This is a genomic window from Pseudomonas sp. Pme6b, from assembly GCF_058129925.1.
Genome location: NZ_CM176704.1, coordinates 3,291,681 through 3,317,207, shown reverse-complemented (window position 1 = coordinate 3,317,207; position 25,527 = coordinate 3,291,681). Strand labels below are relative to the sequence as shown.

Genomic DNA, 25,527 nt, shown 5'->3' with positions numbered 1-25,527 from the left:
GCAAGGCATACGTCAGTCAACAAGACAATTGGCACGCTTGTTCTGTGCTTTATCAATGAGATTGTTTATTGTATGCGTATGATTCTCTATAACTTCGGAGCGACTGCTTTCTCATGACCTGCTCAAGCGCTCCTGATCAGACCCGCATCGACGACCTTTATGCACAGCACTCCGGCTGGCTACGTCAGTGGCTGACCCGGCGCTTTGGCAACTCGTTCAACACTGCCGACGTAGCGGACCTGACTCACGATACCTTCCTGCGCCTGTTGCTCAAGCCTCGAGTATTCAGGCTGCCCGGTGAAGCGCGGTCGTTCCTATGTACCGTTGCACGCGGCCTGTGCATAGATCAATGGCGTCGTGGGCAGATAGAGCAGGCATGGCTGACAGAGCTGGCAAACCGCCCCGAGAACCTGCACCCCTCCCCCGAGTACGTTGCCATTCTTCTCGAGACACTGCATGAAATCGACGCCATGCTGCGTGACTTGCCGCACAAGGCGCGAACCGCCTTTTTGCTGGCGCAACTGTCAGGCAACACTTACCGCGAGATTGCCGAACAGATTGGCACCAGCGAGCGCATGGTGAAACAGTACATGGCACAGGTCATGTATCAGTGCATGGTGCGTGAACTGTCCGCACGTGAACTGCCCCCCAAAAGTTGGACGGTTTTAGCTTGCCGCCTGAGCCCTGTATTTTACGGGGCTTTGGCCGTTGAGCTTCAGCTTGATGCGGTCATGGTTGTAGTAGTGGATGTACTCATCCAGACCTGCTTTCAACTCATCGATGCTTTCAAACTGTTTCAGGTAGAAAAACTCGGATTTCAGTGTACCGAAAAAGCTTTCCATTGCCGCATTGTCCAGGCAGTTGCCCTTACGGGACATGCTTTGTTTGACGCCTCGTACCGATAGCTTATGGCGATACTGCGCGTGTTGATACTGCCAGCCCTGGTCCGAGTGCATCACAAGCTTCGGCTCGTCCTGCAACTGCTGAAGCGCCTTGTCCAGCATGCTGGTGACCAGCTCAAAGCTCGGCCTTGTCGACACTTCATACGCCACGATTTCACCGTTGTACAAGTCCATCACGGGTGAGAGATACAGCTTTCGATTGCCTACCTTGAACTCAGTCACATCGGTCACCCACTTCTGGTTCGGGCGTTGCGCGCTGAAATTGCGCTCCAGCAAATTCGGCGCAATGGTTCCGATTACGCCCTTATAGGAGCGGTATTTTTTGGGGCGCACCACTGATCGCAGGCCCAGTTCTGCCATCAGTCGTTCTACAACCTTCTTGTTGACCAAAATACCTGCAGTGCGAATGACCGCCGTGATACGCCGAGCGCCATAAAGGCCTTTCTCCTCGTGGTAAATGCTTTCGACTAACTGTTTCAAAGCAGCATAGGGATCGGGTCTGGATTGCACCTGAACCTGATAGTAAAACGTGCTGCGTGCCAAGCCCGCCAGCCTCAGCAGAGCGCAAAGCGGGAACCGGCCCCTCAGTTGCTTGATGCTCAGGGCTTTTTCGGTTGCCGTCGTTTCTGCTCCTTCAGCTCTTCCAACTTTTTTAGGTAAGCGTTCTCCATGCGCAGATATTCAAGCTCGCTCATCAACTGGTCGCGCGTCTTCTGCGTATCGTCGGCGGTTACTGGTTTGGCGGGATAAGGCTTCTTTGGCATGGCGACAGGCTTTCTTCTGGCAGGAACATACGGGGCTGTACCGCTACTGTAATGCCGCTTTTCCCAAATGACTATTTGGCCGGGATCCCCGATACCAAAATGCGCAGCGGCCTGACGGAGCGATAGCTTGTGTTCACGCCTGTGCTCAAGCACTGAGCGCTTGAAAGCTTCGCTGTATCGAAGACCAGGCTTGCGATGGCCGGTGTGACCATGACTCTTGTAGTTAGCGACCCAGCGTCGAAGCAGGCTGAAATCGATCGAGAACTGGCGGGCTACCATACGAAAGCCCATGTTGTCTTCAAGATACGCTTTGACGACAGTGAGCTTGAACTGCTCTGAATACTTACCCATTTGAACACCCCCGTGAGGTCGGATTGGTGTCCAACTTCTTGGGGGCAGTTCACACGTGCCGATGAGTGTCGACCATGAACAGTCCTCGCAGTGATCACTATGCTGTTCTCCAGCAAGCTGCGGCATGGTATGCGCGTCTGGGTGCAGAGGATGCTGGCGATTCCGAGCGACGCAAGTGGCAGAATTGGCTGAGCCAGAACGAGGAACACCGCAAGGCCTGGGCACTGGTGGAGAAGATAGGTGGACGCTTCGCCCAGTTTCAGGATCCGCTAGAAAGAAATGGCGCTTACAAGGTTCTACAGTCCACCAGCTCTTCATTGATGAGTCGTCGCCAAACTCTTCTTTCAATGGGCGTTCTCGCACTGGGCGGGGCATTGGGCTGGCAACTGCTGAACAACGGTGAGAACGGCTCGCTGTTTGCTTCTATTCGGGCCGATTTATCCACCTCAACGGGCGAAACACGAGAGTTCACGCTGGCTGACGGCACCCGAATCTGGCTCAACACCGCCAGCGCATTGAACGTTACTGTCGCCCCTGATGTTCAAGCGTTGCAACTGCTGAAAGGCGAAGTATTGATCGACGCTACCCGCTCGCGGAACAAGCGGACGCAGGTAAAAACCCTTCATGGGAAAGCGCAGGCATACAGCGCACGGCTACTGAATGATGACGCCACCTGCATCACGGTCTATTCAGGCGAGGTGTCGGTCATGGCAGCCGATCAACGCTGCGATGTACATGCAGGACAGCAGATAACCCTTTATGGGGATCGACTCGACAGCCCGCAACCCGCTCCTGCCTCTGGCCACGCGTGGACGTCCGGCATTCTGGTCGCTGAAGGTATGCCGCTCCTGCAGTTCGTCAATGAACTGTCCCGCTACCGGCATGGCTACCTTGCTTGTGACGAGAAGATTGCAGGGCTGCGAGTGGTCGGCACCTTTTCCATCAAGGATACAGACAGGGCACTGGCTGCCCTCGCATCGGTACTGCCCGTGGCGATCAAGCGCACGCTGCCCTGGTGGGTCACTGTCGAGGCGCGGGCATAATTGCGCGGTCCTGTTTTTTTTGCACGCGGTGGTTCCCCTTTTGCCCTGCTCGTCCGGTGTAGATGAAAGCCAATATTTTTTCCTTTCATCAGCGTGGACGCCAGCACTATGCATTTCCATAAACGACGCCCGTTTTATCTCAGCCTGACGCCGCTGGCCATGATCATTCCATTGACGGTGGGCGGTGTAAGTGCATCGTGGGTCTCAACCGCCTCTGCCACCGATGCAAGCGCATTGACTCACCGGTTCAGCATCGAGAAAGGCCCACTCACCGGGCAACTTGTCCGCTTTGCCCAGCAGGCAGGTATCGAGTTGGCCGGAAATGCGGCGTATACCGACGGCAAGGTCGGACCGGGCCTTGACGGCAACTACTCGGTCACTGAAGGACTGACCGTATTGCTCGCAGGCAGCGGCATCTTTGCCGCGCAGCAAAGCAACGGCAGCTACACGCTGGTTGCCTCAGAGTCGATGGAGTTGCGCGCGACACAGGTTGAAGCCAACTCCGATCGCAGTACCAGCTACCAGCCAACCGGTGCGAGTTCGATCCTGCACAGCGACAGGTCGACGCTGGAAGTGCCCCAGGTCGTGAACGTGGTTTCTGCGCAAGTTCTGCGCGATCAGAAACCGCGCAATCTGGACGATGCGCTGGCCAATACCAGCGGCATCACTCAGGGCAACACCCTGGCGGCGACGCAAGACACCTTGATGAAGCGTGGCTTTGGCGGCAATCGCGACGGTTCGATCATGCACAACGGAATGCCCATCGTTCAGGGACGTGGTTTGAGCGCTACTGCTGACAGCGTGGAAGTGCTCAAAGGTCCGGCATCGCTGCTTTACGGCATCATGGACCCGGGTGGCGTAGTCAACGTCGTCAGTAAACGCCCGCAGCTGGAGAGCTACAACGCAATCAGTGGTCGCGCCTCCGCCTATGCGCATGGCCGCGACGGTAGCGGTGGCAGCTTTGACAGCACCGGCGGGCTGGGCGACAGCCGTCTGGCTTATCGCATGGTGATGGATTATGAAGACGAGGATTACTGGCGTAATTTCGGCATCCATCGCGAATCGCTGGTCGCACCATCGCTTGCCTGGTACGGCGACACGACACAAGTGGTGCTTTCATATGAGCACAGGGAATTTCTTTACCCTTTCGACCGCGGCACGGCACTGGACCCGCGCACCAATCACCCGCTGGATATTCCCAGAACCCGGCGCCTGGACGAACCGTTCAATGAAATGGAAGGTCGCTCGGACCTCACGCAACTGAGCGTCGACCATCAGTTCAACGACAACTGGAAATCTCATTTCGGCTACAGCTGGAACCGTGAAACCTACGATGCCAACCAACTGCGAATCAATGCCATCAATGCCGCCACGGGCGCAGTGACGCGCAGTAACGATGCAACCCATGGTGCTGTGAGCACCGACAGTTTTGCAATTGCCGACCTGGAAGGCACCTTTCAGATCGCAGGCTTCCAGAATGACTTGCAGGTCGGCGTCGATGATGAGAAACGCAAAATCTTCCGCTCGGACCTGCTGCGTCAAACGGCGCGGTCCAGCTTCAATTATCTGAACCCTGTCTATGGCCGGGAATCGCCGTCCAGCACGGTATCGGCCAGCGACAGTGACCAGACCGATAAACTGCGCGCCACCTCGTTATTTGCTCAGGACTCGTTCCACCTCAACGAGCAGTGGATTCTGGTGGCCGGTGCGCGCTACCAAACCTACGATCAAATAGCCGGACGCGGTCGCCCCTTTGTGGCAAACACCAATATCAATGGGCAGAAATGGCTGCCCCGCGGTGGCATCGTCTACAAATACAACGATGTGTTGTCGTTCTACGGCAGCTACACGCAATCACTGAAACCCAGCTCAACCATTGCGCCGTTAAGCAGTGGCGTGGTCATTGACTCTGCCGTGCTGCCTGAGCAAGCCAGGTCCTACGAACTGGGTGCCAAACTGGACATTCCGGGACGCATTACGGCTACCGCAGCGGTCTTCGATATTCGCAAGAAAAACATTCTGGTCTCCCAGTTCAACGATGCGACCAAGCTCACCGACTGGCGGACATCCGGAGAAGCCCGCTCGCGAGGCATAGAACTGGACGTGGCTGGAGAATTGACCGATCGCTGGAGCGTGATCAGCAGCTTTGCACTACTGGATGCGAAGATCACCAAGGACCCGCTCTACAAGGGCAACGAGCTGTGGAACGTGGCCCGGCGCACAGCGGCAGTGTCTGCGGTATACGACTGGGGCAGCATTATCGGCGGCGGTGACCGCTTGCGCACCGGCGCTGGCGCACATTACGTCGGAGAGCGCCCGGGAGACTCTGCCAACTCATTCGCACTGCCCGCCTATACCGTGGCGGATGCCTTCGCGTCTTACGATACAAAAGTCGATGAGCACAAGCTCAACATCCAGTTCAACGTGAAGAACCTGTTTGACCGCACGTATTACACCTCCAGCGCCAACCGTTACTTCGTGTCCGTTGGTGATACGCGGCAGTTCATTCTTTCCACCACTCTGGAGTTTTAAGCCGATGATGTCGTTGATCAGGTGGCTCAAGGTGACGGGATTACAGATTTTTGCCAGTGTGTTCACGCTGCTGGCACCTCTTTCGGCTCAGGCGGATGACTCGCTGCTGTACACCACCCGCGCAGCAACCGTGCTGCCAGGCGCTGGCTACAGTTGGGGGTTCGCGGCATTGCAGCCGGCACAGCCTCATTTGTACATCGCGCGCCGCGAGAACGGTTTATCCGTGTTCGACGTCGAACGGCAGGTTCTGATCAAGACCCTGGACAACTCGACCGGTGCCAATGCCGTTGCCTTTGCACCCGAGCACAATCGCGCCTATGTCGCCAACATGGACGGGACATTAGGCATCGCCGCGCTGGACCGCATGACCGTACAAAACCGGCTCAAACTGGACTCAGGCAACCTGAACAATGTCATCTACGATGCCGGGCATCAGCGAGTGATCGTTACCAGCGGCCGTCGCGGCAACCACTCCACACTGTATTTCATCGACGCACGTACCGACGCACTCGTGGGTTCCCGGCAGGTTCCGGCACAGAAACTCGACGCGCCGATCGTCCTCAGCGACGGCACGCTGGTAGTGCCGATGCGTGACGAGAATCAAGTGGCCGTTCTTTCAGGCCAACTGCTGGAGAAACATCAGTACTGGACGTTCGAGGGCTGCAACAAACCCTGCGCGGTCGCCGCCGATGAATCGCGACAACGTCTGTTCATTGCCTGTCGTGGCGCAAGCCCTCAGTTAATTATTGCCGACTTGATGACCGGCAAACGCCTCGCAGCATTGCCCACCACACGCGCTGTCAACAGCATGGCGTACGACCGCCAAAACGATCGCCTGTTGATACCCAGTGGTGCAGATGCCAGTCTGACCGTGGTTGCACGTGACCCGGACGGGCAGTATCGAACCAAAGGAAGTGTCAGCACCCGTTTGTGGGCGCACAACATGACGTTTGATTCTGCACGCTCACAAGCGTACTTGCTCAGTGCCGAATTCACCCAGCCTGAGCCCACTGCCGAACAACCAAAGCCCGACCCGATATTCCACCCGGACACCTTCACAGTAACAACCCTTAAAACCCAGTGAATATAGACTTGGCAACATCAATGGCATAGGTGCCACCGTTGAGATTGAATATATATCCCGCAGCACGCTGTTAGAGTATTTGCTCTTTGAAAGTTGCCCTGTTACGCAAGCTGTAGAGCCGCCGATGATAAGGTAAAAAATTGAGGGATGGACTTTACCAACGTGTTGTCGAAGCGGATCGGCACTGACACGATATCGAATGGCTGAAATAAAAACGGGGAGCGATTAACGCTCCCCGTCTGGTACTTCAGTTCAGTCTTGCTGCATTAGATCAGACAGCAGCAACAACTTTGGCTGGCGGCTGAGTACGACGACCCAGTACACCGGCACCTGCTGCTACCAGACCCGAGATCACCAGAGTGATCAGCAGAATCCAGGCACCTTGCGAAACACGTTTGGCGGTCACTTCAGCCGCTTCACGGGCTTTCTGTTCTGCCTGAGCTTTCAGCTCCTGATACTTGGCATAAGCCTGGCGATAGCTGGCCTGAGCCTGATCGACGATCTGATTGGCTTCGGCATCAGTCTTGTTGCCACGCGCCTTGATCAGATTAACCAGCGCCTGACGGTCAGCAGCATCCCACGCCTGGTCACCTTTGGCTTTGATGCGGTCCATCAGGCCACCCAATTGCTCATCGGCTTGCTGAGGATTTTGTGCACTTTGTTTGGCAGTGTTCTGGGCATCTTCCTGGGTTGCCTGAGCTTCCTGCTTGACGTTGTCAGGGTTCAGCTCGGCTTTACCGGTCTGGCGCATGGCTGTTTCAATCTCACCCTGGATATCGTCCAGATTGAAATCAATACCCTGAGCGCGCAACTGATCCTGAATCTTGCCGCCGACGGCCGGCGCTACCTGAGCAATACCGCTGCCCAGTGCCGACATACCGCTGCCTGCCAGATTAAGGCCACCGCGCACCACGCCTGTTACCGCACTGGACACCAGATAGACAGTAATCAGCGATACGCTCGCCCACACCAGAAGACCATGAAAAGCGCCTTCACGCTGAGCCAGACGGCCAGCCGCCCAACCACCGACAAACAGCGAGATGACCGAGCTGACAACAACCCAGATACCCGCACCTGTGCCAATTCCGGACAACGGGTTGGCTTCCTGCATTGGGTCAATACTGGCACTTCCAATGGCAGTGCCCAACAGGTTCAACAACAGCGAAACAACCATGGCCAATACAACACCGGCCAGAATAGCGCTCCAGGAAATTCGTTTAAGCAGAGGAGCCATGGCATGCGTGTCTTGATACACAGGGGAGCCTGGAGCGATACGGTCGTCGCGAATCATAATAAGAGTCCTTTGAGTCATTGGCAGTGAACGCTGAAATGTGTGGCGTACACGTTAATGACCCGGGCGACACTCAAGAAGTTTAAAACTTTTATAGACTTTTTTTCAGGCCTGCAGAATCACATAAAAAGGCGACGAACAGTGATCTCTATCAATGGAACGGAAGGAGACGACAATGCTCCACACGCTTTACAACTTCCCGGCCTCATTATCTGCTTTATTTTATAAGTGAAGTTGTCTGATGTCTGTTAATGCTCGACAGGCATTAACAATCACCGGCACCTCATAAAGCACCGTCAATAGTGGGTATAGCCACACACTCATCGGCCTGACCGAGAACAGTCAGGCCTTCAGGTCTTCGTTAGCGGAACAATCAAGCGATACCGTTAGGCCCGTCCAGCACCTGCCTGACCTTCCGGGCAAGGTCTTGAGGCATGCAGGGCTTGGATACCACATCAAACTCGGAACCACCGATATCAGTTCGTTCGATCGAGCTTTCAGCATAGCCGGTGGTCAGCAGCACCTTGATCTTCGGGTACCTGCGCCTCACTTCCCTCGCGAGCATCACGCCGTTCATGCCGCCCGGCATGATCAGGTCAGTGAACAGCAAATCATACCTGCTGCCGGATTCGAATTTCTTCAGTGCTTCACGAGCGTTGAGTACGATTTCGCAGATATAGCCATAGTCATCCAGCACCATCTTCGCCAGCTCGGCGACGTCGGGCCGGTCCTCGACAATCAGAATCCGCTCGCAGCTGCCAATGCGTCTGTCGACAGCTTTCGGTGGCTCCGCATGGGTCAGCATTGCCTCGTCTACCGGAAAATACAGACGCAGCGTTGTGCCAACACCTTCTTCGGTATAGATCCGCGCCGCGCCGCCCGACTGTTTGGCAAAGCCATAGACCATCGAAAGACCGAGCCCTGAACCCTTGCCCTCTTCCTTGGTGGTAAAAAACGGGTCCATTACGCGGTCACGAATACTCGATGGCATGCCAATGCCATTGTCCATTATGGCAATACTGACGTAGCGGCCAGGCAGCAAGCCGTCATAGGACATGTTGGCCAACTCATCGACGACCAGATTGCGGGTTTCAATGGATATTTTCGGGTCAGGCCTGCCGATCAACGCATCCCTGGCGTTGATGAAGATATTCAGCAAGGCAACTTCTGCCTGGGTCGGGTCGATACGGCAGTTCTTCAATGCCGGATCCAGATCGGTTTCGATCGTCACGTGCGGCCCGAACGTACGCTCGATCAAGGGCTCTGTGCTGGAAACCAGGCCATTGAGGTTGAGCACCCGTCCCTGCAGTTTTTGTTTACGGGCAAATGCCAGTAATTGCTTGGTCAGCGTACTCGCGCGTTCGACAGCAGACTTGGCGTGATGAACGCTACGCTGGACACGCTGCACATCAATAGTGGGCTTCTCTGCAGCGCTACCGATCAAATCAATATAGCCCCCCATGACTTGAAGCAGGTTATTGAAGTCATGGGCGATGCCTCCGGTAAGCTGCCCCAGGGCTTCCATTTTCTGCGCCTGACGCAAGGCATCCTCAGCATCCCGACGTCGACTGATATCCAGTTGCGACGCAAAGAAATAGATCAGGTCTCCGGCATCGTTATAAACCGGAGAAATAAACAAGGCATTCCAGAACGTAGAACCGTCCTTGCGGTAATTGAGAATTTCAGTGGAGATATCGACGCGCTCGTCAATCGCTTCACGAATGGACTGCACCACGGCCCGATCCGTTTCCGGCCCCTGAAGAAACCGGCAGTTGGTACCGATGATTTCTTCTGACGAATAGCCCGTCATTTCCAGAAACGCGCGATTGGAAAAAATGATCGGGTTGTCCGCACGGTTGGGGTCCGTCACGATCATTGGCATCCGTGTCGTTTCCACCGCCGCAAAAAAGATATCTTTTCCCTGATGCTGGATATCTCCCGTTGCAGCATTGTCGACACGGGCTTTTTCTTCCGACACTCCAGAAACTCCACACATATTGGTTGGGTGTAATACACGTTCTCAAAGCTAGGACTGGCGGAGCCTTGAAAGGGTTCTCAGATTTTGGACAAAAAACGAATTATATTCATATGAGGGGCTAAACACTCAAAAAGCGTTCACGCCGAGAGCCGATTTTTCGTCCTTTTGTCGAATGAGAGCCGCAAATTCACTCGCACTCTCGCGTAACGCCACCTGCAAAGGGTGAAAGGAGGCCCGTTTGCCCTGCCCGTCTGCATAACCCAACAGGCCTGTCGGGCAGTATCGGGCGTCGTCCCAGCCCGGATAATCGAGAATGGGGTACCAGCAGATACCTTCTACCGGTAAGCCTGCCCTGACAGCCTTGCTGACCTCGGCACAAATGTAATTGAACCAGGGCAAACGCTGAACATCTTCGGCACCGGTTTCAGAAATCAATATCGGTCTTGCGTACCGTGTATGCAGCTCGCTCAACATGCCCTGAAAAGGCCTGTATTGCGGGTCGTCCTGAGTGAGCTTTCGACCCTTGAATTGCCATTGGTTATGGGGGTAGAAGTTGACGCCCAACACATCCAGATACTCGGATCGGCCGCCCAGCCCAGGCAATTGACGCCCGGATAAAAGATCCCAGGCTTCAAACTGCGCCTGCCGATAGCACTCTGCTGCCGCTATCTCCGCACTACCGCGCGTAGCCGGTACGACGTGAATCAATGGCTCGGCCTGAATAAAACGCGCGCTTGGCTCTATTGCGCGTATCACCTCTATCGCCGCAATGCTGGCCCGGACCAGTTGCTGTTTGAGTTCCATGCCGCGCTGCTGACTACCAGGGTTGAAATAAGCAACTTCACCTCCCGCCCAGCTCCAGAACGAAATTTCATTGATTGGCGAATAAAAGGGGGCGGTCTCCCCTTCGTCTTTGACTACCTGAGCTACCGCAGCGGCAAAACGCGCAAAGCGCTCGACAAACTCCGGCCGCCAGATATCCAGGTCATCAGGATAACCGTAATGGCATAAGTCCCAGATCACCTGAGTGCCCTGACGCCGCGCGGCTCGTAACATGGGCACAGTCGTAACAGTTCGGGCTGGTTTCAATCAGGTGCCAGCGCAAACCGTCACGCACGGTACGTATTCCGTGCGTCGCCATTGCGGCAAAATCTTCGGGTGCCCAACGGTCGTGCCCGGTGGAGTGAAGCAGATCGAGTCGCACGCCGTCGCGTCGTCGATGGCTGGCACACTCGAATCCGCCTATGAAGAAGCTGTCGAACAGACGACCCATGCTCAGCCTCGCGCAGGCTGTTCAATCGGTTCGGCAATCTGCTCCGGCAACTCATGGGCCAGCCGCTGGAACAGCGCCAATGCCTGACCGACAACCTGGTCCATGTTGTAATACTTTTAAGTACCGAGCCGCCCAAGGAAAGTCACCTCATCCGACTGATCGGCCAACGCCTTGTAACGCTTGTACAACTCAGTATTTTCCGGTCGCGGAATGGGGTAGTAAGGGTCGCCCTCGGCACTCGGGAACTCATAGCTGATACTGGTCTGGGCATGCAGTTGACCGGTGAGGTGCTTGTATTCCGTAATACGCGTATGAGCAACTGCCTCATCCGGATAGTTGACCACGGCCACGGATTGAAACTGTGCCTGATCAACGGTCCTGTGCTCGAAACGCAACGACCGATATGGAAGACGGCCATAGCAATAATCGAAGTATTCATCGATCGGCCCGCAGTAGATCAGGTGCCGATACTGCACGGCCCCGCGTATATCGGCAAAATTGACCCCCAGTGCCACGTCGATAAGCGGGTGATCGAGCATCCGTTCAAACAGGTGCGTATAGCCATGCAGCGGCATTTTCTGGAAGGTATCCGTGAAGTAGCGATTGTCCGAAGTGGTACGGGTAGGCACTCGAGAGGTGACCGACCTGTCCAGTTGCGACGGGTCCAGCCCCCATTGCTTGCGGGTGTAGCCACGAAAAAACTTCTCGTACAACTCCCGGCCCACCTGATTGATCACAACGTCTTCGGAGGTTCTTATCATCTCTACCGGCTCGGCCCGGCTGGCGAGAAAGGCTTCGGCTTGTTGCTCATTCATCTGTAAACCGTACAAGCTGTTGAGCGTATCGAGGTTGATCGGAATAGGCAGCAATTGGCCGTCCACACTGGCGAGCACAGGGTGTTGGTAGTCGCGCCATTCGGTAAATCGCGATAGGTATTCCACAATGCGCTCGGCATTGGTGTGGAAGATATGCGGCCCGTATTGATGGACCAACACCCCGGCGCTGTCTAGGTGATCGTAAGCGTTACCCGCAATGTGTGGACGTCGGTCGATCAGCAAAACGCGTTTACCCAATCCGGCTGCCAGCCGCTCCGCCACTACACTTCCCGCAAAACCAGCACCGACGATCAGGAAATCATAGTGCGTCTCTGCAAACGCGGCTGATTGAGGATTTATCCGAGGCATTGGGTTTGCTCCCCGGTAGTTACCAGGCCGATTTGCGCCTTCATGACAGCGCACGTGTTGTCCCAGGACTCACCGGCCAGCACTGCGTCAACCTTACGCAGAAAATCAGCAGGATCCTTATGCGCCAGAGCTTCGCGAATCGCGCGAACAAACGCGTCGGCATCATCGGCAATTGCGACGACTCCGGATTCACCATAAGTTCTGACAACGTCGGCAATCCGGGTTGATACCACCGGACAACCACCAGCAAGGTACTCCGGCGTCTTGGTCGGGCTGATAAAGCGTGTGGAATCGTTCAGGGCAAACGGCATCAATGCGACATCCCAGCCAGACAGATAGGCAGGTAAATCGTCATAAGGCTTGCTGCCCAGATAATGAACGTTGGCCATGTGCGGCAGGGTTGCCGGATCGATTTTAACCACGGGGCCGATCAAAATGATTTGCCATGTGGGCTGTGATTCCGCCACTTCTCGAATCAGTTCAATATCGAAACGCTCATCAATGACGCCAAAATAACCCAGCCTTGGGTAGGGAATGCATTGTTGATCCTTCGGGGCGGCAAGCATGTTGCGAGCGGCTGCAAAATGCCCGATATCGACGCTGCTGGGCATGGAGTGTGCATTTGTATGCTGTAGGCGCTTGGCCTCCCAGAGGCTGAAGCCGCCGGTAAAGACAACATCTGCGCGCTTCATCAGCGCTTGCTCCTGCTCGACAAGCTCTGGCGGCGCACCTTTGAACGCAGACAGCTCGTCCATGCAATCGAAGATCGTCACTTGCGCGCGCAGGTGGTCGGTAAACGCCAGGGCCATCGGGGTGAAATACCACAACAGCAGCTCCCCAAATTGTTGCGCATCCATAAAACCATCCAGCAACGTGCGCTGTGCAGTGATCACTTGATCAGGCTGCATCTGCGAAGGCAGGTGCGGCACCAATACGGTGACACCGCATGCTTGCGGCAGTGACTCAAGCCAGATGCGAGGCGAGTCTGAAAAAACAGGCTCCTCTAGAAACAACACCCGATAATCCTGCGCCATGCGCGACATGATGTGCTGCGGACGCTGGTACACAAACCCCCACCTGAGGTGGGACAGGCATAGCAGCAGCGGTCTGACGGCTGCCTCGACTCTGGCTGAAGCTGACCTTCTGTATTGGATTTTCTGGACACCGTTCATGAAGTCTCCCTTTTTCTAAAAAGTCCTGGATGAAACTGAAGGGCTCTGAAAAGGGCTGAACTTCGACGGCATTCATGATGAGGATGTGCGTTGGCGGCTGTTGCATGCATGGAACAATCACGTGCATGGAACAACTATAGATATTCTCATCAGTTTCGAGCATGCGCCCGGGCCGCTGTTCGCTGATTCCGATAAAGGGTATGCGCCGTCGGGAATGAACCGTTGAACTCGGCGGAACAAATACGCCCCTAGTCTTGAGCGAATGTTTTTTGGCACCTGCGGTACGTTTTCCCCACGCGGTGGTCTGGTCCTGATTTTCGCAAGCAAGGCTCCTCTGTCGTCCTGTTGATAAAGGTCACGACGCCGAGCCCTCAGCACGCCTCTTGCCGAGGCGGCGAACATCCAGGAAGGATAATCATGATTCTGGTTACCGGTGGTGCGGGATACATTGGCGCTCACGTTGCGCTTGAATTGCTTGAAGAGGGCCACGATGTCGTGGTGCTTGATAACTTGTGCAATAGCTCGCTAGAGACATTGAGCCGGGTGGAAACACTCAGCGGGCGACAGGTGGAGTTCATCCACGGCGATGTACGCAGCAAAGCGACGTTGAACCGGCTATTCGCTCGCCACCCAGTGAAAGCTGTGGTGCATTGCGCCGGGCTCAAAGCAGTGGGCGAAAGCGTCAGAGAGCCGTTGCGCTATTTCGAGACCAACGTGAGTGGCAGCGTAAACCTGTGTCAGGCGATGGAGCAGGCAGGCGTGTTAAACCTGTTGTTCAGCTCATCAGCGACTGTATACGGCGACCGTGAGCAAATGCCGCTGGACGAGAACTGCCCACCGGGTTTGCCGACCAATCCTTACGGGCATTCCAAACTGATGGCCGAGCATGTGATGAAAAGCGTCGCCCGCTCGGATCCACGCTGGTCCATCGGGCTGCTGCGATACTTCAATCCCATTGGCGCCCATCCGTCCGGCCTGCTGGGCGAGTCGCCCTGCAACACGCCAAATAATCTGCTGCCCTTCCTGCTGCAGGTCGCGAATCGAAGACGCCCTGCCCTGCACATTTTTGGCACCGACTACCCGACGCCGGACGGTACAGGTGTGCGTGACTACATTCACGTAATGGATCTGGCCGAGGGCCACTTGAAGGCGCTGGACAGAATACGCGGCCAAAAAGGCGTATCCGTCTGGAATCTGGGGACTGGGCAGGGTTATTCAGTGCTTGAGGTGGTGCACGCTTTCGAACGTATCTCCGGCAAAACCGTGCCTTTGATCTTTGAGCCGCGCCGGACCGGAGACATTGCGGTGTGCTGGTCGGATCCGGGGAAAGCATTGCGTGAGCTGGATTGGCGCGCCAGGTTCAACCTTGATTCGATGCTCACTGACGCCTGGCGCTGGCAGTGCATGAACCCACAGGGTTATATGCCGACAGCACTGGTCAGTTGAGGTGCGGCCAAAGGTGTAAAGTGGCGGGGAATTACCCTCGCAGCAGGCTGCTGTGCGCTAAAAATTGGCCGGTGTGTTGGAACTGATGATCTCGGCCTCGTCCTGGCCAATGTTGCGGAAGCGGTGTGGCAAGGTGGTCGGGAAGTAATAACCGTCCCCGGGACCGAGAATATTGACCTGCCCATCGATGGTCAGCTCCACGGTGCCGCGCGTCACCAACCCGCACTCCTCGCCTTCGCTGTGGACGATGGGCTCTTCACCCGAGTCTGCGCCCGGCGCGTACTGCTCGCGCAGAAAACGCATCTGGCGGCTCGGCAGGGTTGCGCCGACCAGCAGCAGGCGAACACCGTTACGCCCCAGGTCAGGCTGGTCACCGGCGCGGAATACATACTGATCCTGCCCCGGTGGCTGGTCGAAGGTGAAGAAATCCGCAAGCGTCATGGGGATGCCCTCAAGCAGCTTCTTCAACGAGCTGATAGAGGGGCTGACACGATTTTGCTCAATCAGGGAAATCGTGGCATTGGTCACACCACTGCGTCTGGCGAGTTCACGTTGTGACAGCTTGTAGCTTTCACGCACCAGTTTGAGTCGTGCTCCCGTATCCATAATGGCCTTGTGCGAAAGATATCCGATGAGTGAAGCAAAGCCCAGGAGGAATGGATTGTCCATCGCCCAGGCCGCAAAGCCGGATATTAAATCACGTTTGTCAGCAACACTCAGCAGCTCATCGCACTAGCTGCCCTGACGGTTCCGGGCATACGCCAGGCAGGCTTCACGGAATGCCGTGAACAGGCTCAGCGACACAGGGTTGTTCATGAACTCCCACTCCGGTGCCACTGCACGCCCAGCACAAAGCCTGGCGCACCGGGCAGGGAAACCGCTTCCACCAGACCGTCGGGTGCCAGTGCTTCCGCGCGCAGATCCGATGCCAGACGATCGATTCCCTGACTGTGCAGGCTATTGACCTCGAACCCCGGCGCAAGCCCGAGCGCCTCCAGCAACCCGCCAGATTGCACCTGCACCGGGTGTTGCGGCGCGTACTGCACGGCCAGCACATCGCTTTGCGGCTCACGGTGATCCAGATAACCGGGCAATTCCTGGACCCGCTGATGCAGGCTGCCGCCCAGTGCAACATTCAGCTCCTGAAAACCACGACAGATGCATAACACCGGCACACCCTGGGCGATAGCGGCCCTGAGCAGCGGTAATGTTGTGCGATCCCGAAACACGTCGTGGGCAGTGCCTTCCACGCTTGCCGGGCCGTTGTAATGATGCGGCTCGACATTGGACGGCGAGCCGGTAAACAGCAAACCGTCCAGTGAGGCCAGCAACTGCGCAGGCTCGGTGGGCACGTCGAGCGCGGGCAGAATGACCGGGACACCCGCAAACGCAGCCGCCTCGACATATTCATCGCCTGCGGTGTGAGAGGAGTACTTGCCCAACTGCTGACGGCAGGCAGTAACGCCGATCAAGGGAGGTCGTGACATACGTTGAGTCCTTGTGAATCTGGTGAGCCAGCACGTCGATATGACGCTATCCAGCCGGGATAAAACCAGTCTAGGATAGTCATCTACGCAACAAACATAGGCATTCAGGCAAAGGAACAATGCAGCGATGCAATATGAAATCACCCATGCCGATCTTGCCCTGGTATTGGCGCTGGTACGCGGCCGGACCTTGGCGCGTGCTGCAGATCTGCTGCACGTTGATATTTCGACAGTGTTCCGCTCGATCCGACGTCTGGAGTCAGCCCTCGGTGCTGCGCTGTTTGAAAAGAACCGCCGCGGCTACATTCCGACGGATACTGCCCAGGCCATGGCCGAGCAGGCTGAACACGCCGAACAGGCACTCGCCGCTGCCCGTATCGCCTTGCAGCAAGGCGAACAGGTGGTCAGCGGTACGGTACGCCTGACGTGCACTGACGCGGTATTGCACAGCCTGCTATTGCCAACGCTCGCGGACTTCATGCCGCAGTACCCTGCTCTCACGCTGGAACTGGCCACCTCCAACGCGTTCGCCAACCTCAGCCGTCGTGATGCCGACATCGCGCTGCGCCTGACCAATACCCCGCCCGAACACCTGATCGGACGATGCCTGGGCAGCGCGGACTACTTCATCTGTGGTCGCCCCGAATACCGCGATGCGCTGACACACAGCCCTGCCTCCATTCCCTGGATCAGCCCGGACGACTCGATGCCCGACCACCCTTCGGTGATCTGGCGTAAACAGGCATTTCCGGCGGTGAGCCCACGCTATCGCTGCAGCAACATGTCGGCGGTCTCTCAGTTGGTCGCTGCCGGTCTGGGCGTGGCGGCCTTGACCGATTTCACGATTCAGGGCCTTGCCTCAGTGGAAAGGTTGAGTGAACCACTGCAAGGGTGCAGCACCGATCTGTGGCTACTGACGCGTCCCGACTGCCGGGCATTGCGCTCTGTGCAGACCCTTCTGGAAGCACTCGCCCCCCGTCTGCGCGCAGCATTGCTGGTGTCCAGATGCGCCTGATGGCCAGTCTGTGGATCCATTAAATAATAGTTAATCAAATTAATCATTGGACTAATCTTGATCCTGTGGCATTAATAATCACGAGGAAAACAACATGATTCATTCTGTGGATCCATAAGACCAATAATCGAACCGTGGAGAACCGTCATGCACCCAAAAAATGCGTGGTACGTCGCCTGTACAGCGGATGAAGTCGCCGACAAGCCTCTGGGCCGGCAGATCTGCAACGAAAAGATGGTCTTCTATCGCGACCAGAACCAGCAAGTTGTCGCCTTGGAAGATTTCTGCCCGCACCGCGGTGCTCCGCTGTCGCTGGGTTATGTCGAGAACGGCCAACTGGTATGCGGTTATCACGGGCTGGTGATGGGCGGCGATGGCAAGACCGCCGCGATGCCCGGCCAGCGTGTTCGAGGCTTCCCCTGCAACAAAACCTTCGCCGCGGTCGAGCGCTACGGCTTCATATGGGTCTGGCCTGGCGACCGGGAAAAGGCCGATCCGGCGCTCATCCATCATCTGGAGTGGGCGGTCAGCGACGAATGGGCCTACGGTGGCGGCCTGTTTCATATTCAGTGCGACTATCGCCTGATGATCGACAACCTTATGGACCTCACCCACGAAACCTACGTGCATGCATCGAGCATCGGTCAGAAGGAAATCGACGAAGCGGCACCTGTCACGACGGTCGAAGGCGAGGAAGTCATTACCGCACGCCACATGGAAAACATCATGCCGCCGCCGTTCTGGCAGATGGCGCTGCGTGGCAACAACCTGGCCGATGACGTGCCAGTCGATCGCTGGCAGATCTGCCGCTTCACCCCGCCCAGCCATGTACTGATCGAGGTAGGCGTAGCCCACGCGGGCAAAGGTGGCTATCACGCGCCCCACGAGTTCAAGGCATCGAGCATCGTTGTCGACTTCATCACGCCAGAGACCGACACCTCGATCTGGTACTTCTGGGGCATGGCGCGCAACTTCAACCCGGCTGACGAGCAACTGACGGCCACCATCCGCGAGGGGCAGCGCAAGATCTTCAGCGAAGACCTGGAGATGCTTGAACGCCAGCAACAGAACCTGCTTCAGCACCCGCAGCGCAACCTGCTCAAGCTCAACATCGACGCCGGCGGTGTGCAGTCGCGCAAAATTCTGGAACGCTTGATCGCCGCCGAACGAGCCAGCACAGCTGAACAGATTCCAGTAATGGCCACTAAATGACCGCCTGCTGCCAGCCCGAATGCGTTGAAAACAATCAGAAGTGACCCGTGCTGCGGTCACCCGAGGACATACCATGATCGACGTGACCGTGTTATCACGTAACGATGAAGCGCTGGATATCTGCAGTTTCGAGCTAGTGCGAGCCGATGGCGAGTTGCTGCCGCCTTTCACGGCAGGCGCACACATTGACGTGCACTTGCCTGACGGGCTGATCCGCCAGTATTCGCTGTGCAACGCACCGAACGAGCGTCATCGTTACCTGATTGGTGTACTCAACGATCCGGCTTCACGCGGCGGGTCGCGCAGCCTGCATGAACAGATTCAATCAGGCGCGCAACTACGCATCAGCGAGCCGCGCAACCTGTTTCCGCTGGCCGGGAACAGCCGTCGCACGCTTCTGTTTGGCGGCGGCATCGGCATCACCCCCATTCTGTGCATGGCTGAACAGCTTGCGCTGGAGGGTGCCGATTTCGAATTGCACTACTGTGTTCGTTCCGTCGAGCGCGGCGCGTTTATCGAGCGCCTGAAGCGTTCATCATTTGCCGACCGGGTCACGCTGCACCTTGATGAACAGCCCACTACCGCGCTGGATGCTGCCAATGTACTCGCCCAGCCGCAACCCGATACCCATCTGTATGTGTGCGGACCGGGTGGTTTCATGCAACACATCCTCGACAGCGCCCGTGCTGCCGGCTGGTCTGAAGACAATCTGCACCGGGAGTACTTTTCTGCAGAGCCGGCGGACACCAGCAATGACGGCAGCTTTTCTATCGAGATTGCCAGCACCGGCCAGGTACTTGCCGTTCCTGCCAACAAGACGGTCGCCCAAGTGCTCGAAAGCCACGGCATCGATATTCCGCTGTCGTGCGAACAAGGTGTGTGTGGCACATGCCTGACGCGCGTCCTCAAGGGCATTCCGGATCATCGGGATCTGTTTCTGACTGAAGACGAGCAGGCGCTCAACGATCAGTTCACGCCATGCTGCTCACGCTCGAAAACCCCACTGCTGGTGCTCGACATCTGATCAGTTCGAGCGCTGGATGACCTTCATGCGTTCGTTCAAACCGGCACCGAAAATCTCCGCGTAGCGCAGGGTAGCATTGGCATGCTCACGCATGATCGCCTCGGCACGAGCGCCCTGCCCGCTCACTAACGCATCCACCACCGCATGATGCTGCATGTGGGCGAAATTGAAGCGCCGGTATTCGCGAATCAGGTTATCGCGATCCACTGCCAGCGCCGTCACCGAGGCAAAAGGCAGATGGTCGTTGCGTGCCAGCGCATCGGCAATGGCGCGATTACCGCTGCCCGCCACGATCACTCGATGCAGGCGCATATTCATGTCGTGATAGACCTCAAGATCGTCCTCAGTGACATAACCCTTTTCGAACAGCGCATCGCCCTGCACCAGGCAGGCTTCAAGCTCGTCCCGAGCCTCCTGCGCCAAGCCACGTTCGGCCATCTGCCGCGCCGCCAGACCTTCCAGAACACCACGCACGTCGACCGCACCGGCGATTTCCATCGGCGTGATCGAGCGCACCTGAAAACCGCGCCCGCCAAAGGGCACCAGCAGGCCTTCCTGCTCCAGGGTACGAAACGCCATACGCACCGGCATGCGCGACACGCCGAACAGCTCGGCGGTCGGCACTTCCATCAAGCGCTCGCCGGCCGCCAGCTCGCCTGACGCAATCATCTTGCGCAACGCAACAAGAATGGTCTGCCCGGGTTTGCTCATTGACAGGATTCCGTGGAGATCGAAAAACGCATCTTACTCCACGTACACAGGGGAATGGTTCAAGCGCAGTCGATCAGATCCGGCACGAGGCTGCATAACCGAAGGTGCGCTCCTCATCCGGCGTTTCGATCCACACCAGGGTTTGTTCAAAACTGATCGGTGGACTGTAGAAATAACCCTGCACCATCGTGCACCCAAGGCTGGTCAGTGCATTCAGCTCATCCTGCGTCTCGACGCCTTCAATCACGCAGCCAAGAGACATGTCCAGACTCAAGGCAACCAGCGATTTCACGATCTTGTAACTCGCCGGATTGTCATGCACGCCAGTTACAAAACTGCGGTCAATCTTCAGTTTGGTCAGCGCCAGCGCGTGCAACTGACTGAGGCTGGAGTACCCGGTGCCAAAATCATCCAGCGAGATACCGCAACCCAGTTGCCGGAACTGTGCAATAGCCTGCTGTACCTGGGCAATGTCCTGCATGACCGCCGTTTCGGTGATTTCCAGATCGAGCCGTGAGGCATCGAAACCGCTGTTTTCGATGATATCGACAATGGTACTGACACTTTCCCAGGTCGCGCAGTCGTGCGCCGACAGGTTGAACGACAGTCTGATGGGCGCCGGCCATGACAAGGCCCTCTTCAATGCATGAGTCAACAAGGGTGCGGTGAGCTTGTTGATCATGCCGATTCGCTCGGCAATCGGAATGAAATGCGCAGGCGATACCGAGCCCAGTTCCGGACTTTTCCAGCGGGCCAGAGCCTCGAAAGCCACCGTTTCGCGTGTGCAGCTTTCAATGATCGGCTGAAACAGCACGTAGAACTCGGTCTCCAGATTGGCACGCCGCAATGCCTGCTCGGTTACGCCATCGGCGTGCAACTGCTCGCGGTGGCTGGCGGAGAACAGGCAGGTAGTTCCGGGGTTATGGTCTTTGCCCTGATAAAGCGCGTAGTCGGCAAACTCGAACAGTTGGGTGGCATTGTCTGCAGTGGCCGGAAACGTAGCGAAGCCCAAAGTTGCGCCAATCTGGATGGACATATCCGACAGCTCGAAGCTTTCATGCATCAGTTCACACAGGTGTTTACCAAACGCCAGCAATGCATCGTTGCTGATATCACCCTTGATAACCAGAGCGAACTCGTCACCGCCCAGTCGCGACACATGCACTGTATCGCTGAAGGCACTGGTCAAACGTTCGGCTACCAGCATCAGCAGACGGTCGCCGGTACGATGCCCATAAAGGTCATTGACTGGCTTGAACCCGTCCAGATCCAGCACGCCGACCGCCAACCCGGTGCGCTGCGCCAGCGCCTCCTGCAAGGCCGTGTCCAGTGTCTGAAAGAACTGTCGGCGGTTCGGCAGCCCCGTCAAACTGTCCTGATTGGCCAGCAGAAGGTTCTCATTGCTCAGTTGCTCGGTTCTTATCTGCACATTCACCAGGCTGGTGAAATCGCGGTATTGATACTGAAGAATGATCAGCATGCCAATCGACACCAGCACGATGTTCACTGCTGTGGCGATGAAAGTAATGTTGTGCGTCGACGCGAAAAAAATAACAAACGCAGTGTTGACCACAACTGCAGTGGTCAACGCCGCAGGCCGCAAGTGCATCATGCAGAAGATGCAGACAATCACGGTGATGCCCATGAAAAACGCCACGTGCGCCTGGGCATAGGCATCGCCATAGGGATAAAGCGACAGCGACCAGGCGGCGAAACCGGCAGCGATCACGCCTGCCAGTCCGTTGGTCCCGCGCAGCGTCGCCAGAATGGTGGTTGGCGCGGGTGGCGGCCGGTTTACCGTGAGCAGCCACTTGCGCGCACGAATAGCGCAAACAATAGTGAGCAGCGCCGGAACCAGCAGGGTCAGCCACATCGGAGCAGTTGCCCAATGGGTGAATGCCAACGCCCAGGTGTTGACCAGCAGCACGAAATACATCAATGGCAGCTGTCGGGACAACGCAACGTATTGGGCCTGCAACAGCCTGGGATTATCAGCGGGTACAGACATCACGGTGCGCAAGGCACTCACTAGTTTTTTCAGCATCGCAAGGCTTCTCTGTCACTACAGTCAAAGCACACGTGGCTTGCTGCTCATCATGTGAGCCAATTAATGATCGGCCCACTTGTCATGCTCTCGGCAGGTGTGATTAATTCTTTACGGTAAAACCGATCCATGCGTCGGTTTAATGGAAATAAACAGGCGATACCCTTTTCGAGCAGGTGCTCGGGTATATCTAAAACGCTTGCAACCCCCCTCTTTTCAAACGTCCCCTATGGGCAGGGAGCATTACCATGAACAGGAAAGTCATTATCGATACGGACATGGGCTGGGACGACGTACTGTCCATCGCCTACCTGATGAAAAGGCCGGACATCGACATCATCGGTATCACGGTCACTGGATGTGGCGAAACGGATCTAGGCTGGGGCGTCATCATCGCGCAGCATTTACTGGGCATTGGCAACCGTCTCAGTACTGTTGTGGCAAAAGGCACCGATCAGCCACTTGAGTACGACAACCGGTTTCCACAACCATTCAAAAACGATATGAATGACATCATGGGCCTTCTGGGAACGCTCAATCCGGCTGCCTTGCCGGCGTTATCAAACCTTCCCGCGTGGGAGTTCATGTATCAGGCCGTGAAGAACAGCCAGGATAAAATCACTGTTCTTTCGCTGGGTGGCTTTACCAACATTGCGAAGATGCTCTCACTGAGTAACCAACCCGCAGACTTCCAGATGATCGAGCAGATCGTCGCCATGGCTGGGGCTGTCTATGTTGACGGTAACGTCGCCGCCTTGAACGGCGCTCAAAAGGAATGGGATCAGGGTGAGGCCTACAGCAGTAACCACTACGCAGAATGGAATGTGTTCGTCGACCCTGTCGCGGCCGATACCGTTTTTCAGTCGAGCCTGCCATTGACCCTGGTCCCGCTGGACGTCTGCAACCAGGTTATTCTCGACGCGAGCTACTCGCAAAAGATTACGGCAAGCGACCCTGTCGCCTTGCTGGTCAAGCAAGTGCTTGAAACCAAATCAGGCACGCACGCCGAAGGTTATCCGGTACCGATATTCGATCCGCTGGCAACGATGCTGATGGCAGGCGGTATTGAAGCGACGAAAATTGATGAGCAGTTTCTGTCCGTCAACACGAGCATTACACCGCAGGACAATCACTGCGGACAGATACAACTACAAGGCAGCGGTTCGCGAACCATCACCTCCGTGCTGGGTGTGTCGCAGTTCGCGTTCAACGCGAATTTTGCTCAGGTCATCAACAACCGGACATGAACCAGGCGCGACCTAGACTCAGTTCGCCGCCACCTGAGCCCTATCGGCTTGCATAACCAGCGCTTTGAGCGATGCATCGAATTGTTTCAGCGCATTGACCTGCAGCTCACGCTGCTGGTCAATCTGTGCGGCAATCTCTGGAGCAGCTTTGCCCTGCACCCAGACCGAGGTCATCTCCTTGACCACCTCACCTTCTGCCTTGCCGATGTATTGCAGATTGGTGTCATAAAACCGGGCCATGAACCGCGCTTCGACCTGACTATTGCGCTTGCTTACCAGACGGTTGTAGGTATCAAGCATCACCACCACGTCGGGGCGCGCTTTCATCAGCGCGTCGAGGTTGTCGTAAACGGTCACCGAGGCGAATTCTTTCTGCAATGAGCCTACCAGCCAGTCGGTTGCCAGTTTCGGGTCCGAACTGCTGATGAATGCATTGCGGATACGCGAATCGAGCGCGCCGTTCTGTCCGCTCCTGAGCGCTACCGAGTGATAGTTGTTCAGGTACTGGAGGTTACTGACGGTGTTTTCGCTGTACAACACCCCCACTGACTGAGTGTGTTGCAGACTGGAGGCGCTGTCGGCCACCGGCATGAAGTGGCAAGACTGCTCTGAGACCGTAGAGACTGACGAGACGGCAGCATTGGCTGGCGCAGTGAGCATCATGCTGGTGCTTAGCACGGCAGCAAACGTCAACAGGTTAAACATTCTCATCGCGTCGTCTCCCTTTGGAGCAGGTGGCTATGGCGCCATCCTCCTCCTTTGCCGGAAAAACAGAACTTGCCTTGCTTGATGATGACTATCGACTGAATGAATGATAGTTGATGCCAACGCACTGCAAGGTTTTCCGCTTTAATTTTCATCCGCCCGGACAGCCGCACGAATAGCCTTGAGCAGCATCCGGCACGCTGGATTGTCATTGTCGGCACGCCAGACCAGATGCAACTCGCTCTGCACACCCTCGCCCAGGTCAATGTCACGAAATACGACGTCCTTGAACACCACATTGGTCGCACAGCGCGGCACCAGTGCCAGGCCCATGCCGGCGTTGACCAGTGCCAGAATAGTCAGTGACGACCCAAGCCATTGGACATACTCCGGCGCAACTCGTGCGGAACGAAACATACCGGTCAGCAGTTCGTTGAACGGTGGATAGGCCGAATGCGAATACATCAGAAACGGCGCGCCTTCCAGGTCCGCCACCGTAACTGAATCAGCGTGAGCCAGCCGATGATTGCCCGGCACCGCCAGCACGAATGGCTCTCGCACCAGGCATTCGCTCTCGTAGCCGGGCTGAAACAGCGGCGCTCGCACGATCCCCAGGTCAATGCGTCGCGCCCTGAGCGCTTCGTGCTGCTGATAGGTGTTCATTTCAGTCAGGGAAATCTTCACCTGCGGCTGCTTGAGCCGCGCCTCGGCGATCACTCTGGGCAGAAATTCGTACACCGCGCTGCCGACAAAACTGATGGTCACCGAACCAATATCGCCTTCGGCAAAGCGCCGCGCGGAGATGGCTGCCTGCTGCGCGCGCTCCAGCAACGTCTGCGCTTCAATGAAGAACGCCCTGCCCGCTGCGGTCAGGGCCACACTGCGGGTGCTGCGCGTGAACAGCTCGACACCCAGATTGTGCTCCAGTATCTGGATTTGCCGGCTCAGCGGAGGCTGGGTCATATTCAGCCGTTCGGCAGCGCGCCGGAAATTGAGTTCCGTGGCCACCGTGGTGAAGCAGCGCAGTTGAGAAAGCTCGAACATTGATCCACTCCCGGTATC

The 25,527-nt window shown here is 56.5% G+C and carries 17 protein-coding genes and 4 pseudogenes; 9 read left to right on the top strand and 12 right to left on the bottom strand.

Going from position 1 to position 25,527, the window contains the following annotated elements:
* Window positions 1-113: 113 nt before the first annotated feature.
* Window positions 114-635 (top strand): annotated as a pseudogene (locus tag AC4ANE_RS14980) (sigma-70 family RNA polymerase sigma factor); the annotation flags it as partial.
* A gap of 30 nt (window positions 636-665) precedes the next feature.
* On the opposite strand, the gene AC4ANE_RS14975 reads toward AC4ANE_RS14980, so the two are convergent.
* Window positions 666-2,017 (bottom strand): IS3 family transposase gene (locus tag AC4ANE_RS14975; RefSeq protein WP_095077641.1). Its coding sequence is split into 2 segments (ribosomal slippage): window positions 666-1,558 and window positions 1,558-2,017, totalling 1,353 coding nucleotides; the frame shifts between segments, so codons are not numbered across the junction.
* 74 nt (window positions 2,018-2,091) lie between these two features.
* Between AC4ANE_RS14975 and AC4ANE_RS14970 the strand changes: the two genes are divergently transcribed.
* The 3 genes from AC4ANE_RS14970 to AC4ANE_RS14960 all read left to right on the top strand — a co-directional run bounded on the left by AC4ANE_RS14970 (window position 2,092) and on the right by AC4ANE_RS14960 (window position 6,676).
* Window positions 2,092-3,060 carry a FecR domain-containing protein gene (locus tag AC4ANE_RS14970; RefSeq protein ID WP_460408376.1) on the top strand — a complete coding sequence of 323 codons (969 nt, stop codon included), beginning with the start codon at window positions 2,092-2,094 and terminating at the stop codon, window positions 3,058-3,060.
* 159 nt (window positions 3,061-3,219) lie between these two features.
* On the top strand, window positions 3,220-5,592 hold the full coding sequence (locus AC4ANE_RS14965) for a TonB-dependent siderophore receptor (RefSeq protein WP_369812057.1): 2,373 nt from the start codon (window positions 3,220-3,222) through the stop codon (window positions 5,590-5,592).
* 4 nt (window positions 5,593-5,596) lie between these two features.
* A complete protein-coding gene (locus tag AC4ANE_RS14960; RefSeq protein WP_002553499.1) occupies window positions 5,597-6,676 on the top strand; it encodes a YncE family protein in 1,080 nt (359 codons plus the stop codon).
* Window positions 6,677-6,947: 271 nt separating this feature from the next.
* Here the strand turns inward: AC4ANE_RS14960 and AC4ANE_RS14955 are convergent, their stop codons facing one another.
* The 5 genes and pseudogenes from AC4ANE_RS14955 to AC4ANE_RS14935 all read right to left on the bottom strand — a co-directional run bounded on the left by AC4ANE_RS14955 (window position 6,948) and on the right by AC4ANE_RS14935 (window position 13,574).
* Window positions 6,948-7,967 (bottom strand): hypothetical protein, encoded by a 1,020-nt coding sequence (locus tag AC4ANE_RS14955; protein ID WP_002553498.1) that lies wholly within the window; start codon window positions 7,965-7,967, stop codon window positions 6,948-6,950.
* Window positions 7,968-8,340: 373 nt separating this feature from the next.
* Window positions 8,341-9,945, bottom strand: coding sequence for a hybrid sensor histidine kinase/response regulator (locus AC4ANE_RS14950; RefSeq protein ID WP_002553497.1), 1,605 nt, complete (start codon window positions 9,943-9,945; stop codon window positions 8,341-8,343).
* Window positions 9,946-10,071: 126 nt separating this feature from the next.
* Window positions 10,072-11,218: pseudogene (locus AC4ANE_RS14945) on the bottom strand (glycoside hydrolase family 1 protein).
* A 119-nt stretch (window positions 11,219-11,337) separates the two neighbouring features.
* Window positions 11,338-12,402, bottom strand: a pseudogene (gene glf / locus AC4ANE_RS14940) (UDP-galactopyranose mutase); the annotation flags it as partial.
* Entirely contained in the window at window positions 12,390-13,574 is a 1,185-nt protein-coding gene (locus AC4ANE_RS14935; RefSeq protein ID WP_031595670.1) for a glycosyltransferase family 1 protein, read from the bottom strand. The gene AC4ANE_RS14935 and the pseudogene glf, both read right to left, overlap by 13 nt.
* 417 nt (window positions 13,575-13,991) lie before the next feature.
* Here AC4ANE_RS14935 and galE point away from each other — a divergent pair, with 417 nt between their 5' ends.
* A complete protein-coding gene (gene galE / locus AC4ANE_RS14930) occupies window positions 13,992-15,020 on the top strand; it encodes a UDP-glucose 4-epimerase GalE (protein ID WP_002553495.1) in 1,029 nt (342 codons plus the stop codon).
* Between the two features lie 57 nt (window positions 15,021-15,077).
* On the opposite strand, the gene AC4ANE_RS14925 is transcribed toward galE, so the two are convergent.
* Window positions 15,078-15,626, bottom strand: coding sequence for a cupin domain-containing protein (locus tag AC4ANE_RS14925; RefSeq protein WP_002553494.1), 549 nt, complete (start codon window positions 15,624-15,626; stop codon window positions 15,078-15,080).
* Between the two features lie 126 nt (window positions 15,627-15,752).
* Window positions 15,753-16,507: pseudogene (locus tag AC4ANE_RS14920) on the bottom strand (gamma-glutamyl-gamma-aminobutyrate hydrolase family protein).
* 127 nt (window positions 16,508-16,634) lie between these two features.
* On the opposite strand from AC4ANE_RS14920, the gene AC4ANE_RS14915 reads away from it, so the two are divergent.
* From AC4ANE_RS14915 to AC4ANE_RS14905, 3 genes are all read left to right on the top strand, one after another.
* Entirely contained in the window at window positions 16,635-17,522 is an 888-nt protein-coding gene (locus tag AC4ANE_RS14915; RefSeq protein WP_002553493.1) for a LysR family transcriptional regulator, read from the top strand.
* A gap of 147 nt (window positions 17,523-17,669) precedes the next feature.
* A complete protein-coding gene (locus tag AC4ANE_RS14910) occupies window positions 17,670-18,734 on the top strand; it encodes an aromatic ring-hydroxylating dioxygenase subunit alpha (RefSeq protein WP_005743729.1) in 1,065 nt (354 codons plus the stop codon).
* A 73-nt stretch (window positions 18,735-18,807) separates the two neighbouring features.
* Window positions 18,808-19,758: a PDR/VanB family oxidoreductase gene (locus AC4ANE_RS14905; protein ID WP_002553491.1), complete on the top strand. Its 951-nt coding sequence runs from the start codon at window positions 18,808-18,810 to the stop codon at window positions 19,756-19,758.
* Here AC4ANE_RS14905 and AC4ANE_RS14900 read toward each other — a convergent pair whose 3' ends face one another.
* Window positions 19,759-20,469 carry a GntR family transcriptional regulator gene (locus tag AC4ANE_RS14900; RefSeq protein WP_031595667.1) on the bottom strand — a complete coding sequence of 237 codons (711 nt, stop codon included), beginning with the start codon at window positions 20,467-20,469 and terminating at the stop codon, window positions 19,759-19,761.
* 73 nt (window positions 20,470-20,542) lie between these two features.
* On the bottom strand, window positions 20,543-22,513 hold the full coding sequence (locus AC4ANE_RS14895; RefSeq protein ID WP_460408375.1) for a putative bifunctional diguanylate cyclase/phosphodiesterase: 1,971 nt from the start codon (window positions 22,511-22,513) through the stop codon (window positions 20,543-20,545).
* Between the two features lie 248 nt (window positions 22,514-22,761).
* On the opposite strand from AC4ANE_RS14895, the gene AC4ANE_RS14890 reads away from it, so the two are divergent.
* A complete protein-coding gene (locus AC4ANE_RS14890) occupies window positions 22,762-23,760 on the top strand; it encodes a nucleoside hydrolase (RefSeq protein ID WP_002553488.1) in 999 nt (332 codons plus the stop codon).
* Between the two features lie 18 nt (window positions 23,761-23,778).
* Here the strand turns inward: AC4ANE_RS14890 and AC4ANE_RS14885 are convergent, their stop codons facing one another.
* Both AC4ANE_RS14885 and AC4ANE_RS14880 read right to left on the bottom strand, forming a co-directional pair.
* Window positions 23,779-24,471: a hypothetical protein gene (locus tag AC4ANE_RS14885; protein WP_002553487.1), complete on the bottom strand. Its 693-nt coding sequence runs from the start codon at window positions 24,469-24,471 to the stop codon at window positions 23,779-23,781.
* Between the two features lie 138 nt (window positions 24,472-24,609).
* Window positions 24,610-25,509: a LysR family transcriptional regulator gene (locus AC4ANE_RS14880; protein WP_002553486.1), complete on the bottom strand. Its 900-nt coding sequence runs from the start codon at window positions 25,507-25,509 to the stop codon at window positions 24,610-24,612.
* Window positions 25,510-25,527: the final 18 nt, after the last annotated feature.

Coding starts and splice junctions, on each gene's coding strand:
- AC4ANE_RS14970 (WP_460408376.1), top strand. CDS start 2,092: ATGAACAGTCCTCGCAGTGATCACTATGCTGTTCTCCAGCAAGCTGCG.
- AC4ANE_RS14965 (WP_369812057.1), top strand. CDS start 3,220: ATGATCATTCCATTGACGGTGGGCGGTGTAAGTGCATCGTGGGTCTCA.
- AC4ANE_RS14960 (WP_002553499.1), top strand. CDS start 5,597: ATGATGTCGTTGATCAGGTGGCTCAAGGTGACGGGATTACAGATTTTT.
- AC4ANE_RS14955 (WP_002553498.1), bottom strand. CDS start 7,967: ATGATTCGCGACGACCGTATCGCTCCAGGCTCCCCTGTGTATCAAGAC.
- AC4ANE_RS14935 (WP_031595670.1), bottom strand. CDS start 13,574: ATGAACGGTGTCCAGAAAATCCAATACAGAAGGTCAGCTTCAGCCAGA.
- galE (WP_002553495.1), top strand. CDS start 13,992: ATGATTCTGGTTACCGGTGGTGCGGGATACATTGGCGCTCACGTTGCG.
- AC4ANE_RS14925 (WP_002553494.1), bottom strand. CDS start 15,626: ATGGATACGGGAGCACGACTCAAACTGGTGCGTGAAAGCTACAAGCTG.
- AC4ANE_RS14915 (WP_002553493.1), top strand. CDS start 16,635: ATGCAATATGAAATCACCCATGCCGATCTTGCCCTGGTATTGGCGCTG.
- AC4ANE_RS14910 (WP_005743729.1), top strand. CDS start 17,670: ATGCACCCAAAAAATGCGTGGTACGTCGCCTGTACAGCGGATGAAGTC.
- AC4ANE_RS14905 (WP_002553491.1), top strand. CDS start 18,808: ATGATCGACGTGACCGTGTTATCACGTAACGATGAAGCGCTGGATATC.
- AC4ANE_RS14900 (WP_031595667.1), bottom strand. CDS start 20,469: ATGAGCAAACCCGGGCAGACCATTCTTGTTGCGTTGCGCAAGATGATT.
- AC4ANE_RS14895 (WP_460408375.1), bottom strand. CDS start 22,513: ATGCTGAAAAAACTAGTGAGTGCCTTGCGCACCGTGATGTCTGTACCC.
- AC4ANE_RS14890 (WP_002553488.1), top strand. CDS start 22,762: ATGAACAGGAAAGTCATTATCGATACGGACATGGGCTGGGACGACGTA.
- AC4ANE_RS14885 (WP_002553487.1), bottom strand. CDS start 24,471: ATGAGAATGTTTAACCTGTTGACGTTTGCTGCCGTGCTAAGCACCAGC.
- AC4ANE_RS14880 (WP_002553486.1), bottom strand. CDS start 25,509: ATGTTCGAGCTTTCTCAACTGCGCTGCTTCACCACGGTGGCCACGGAA.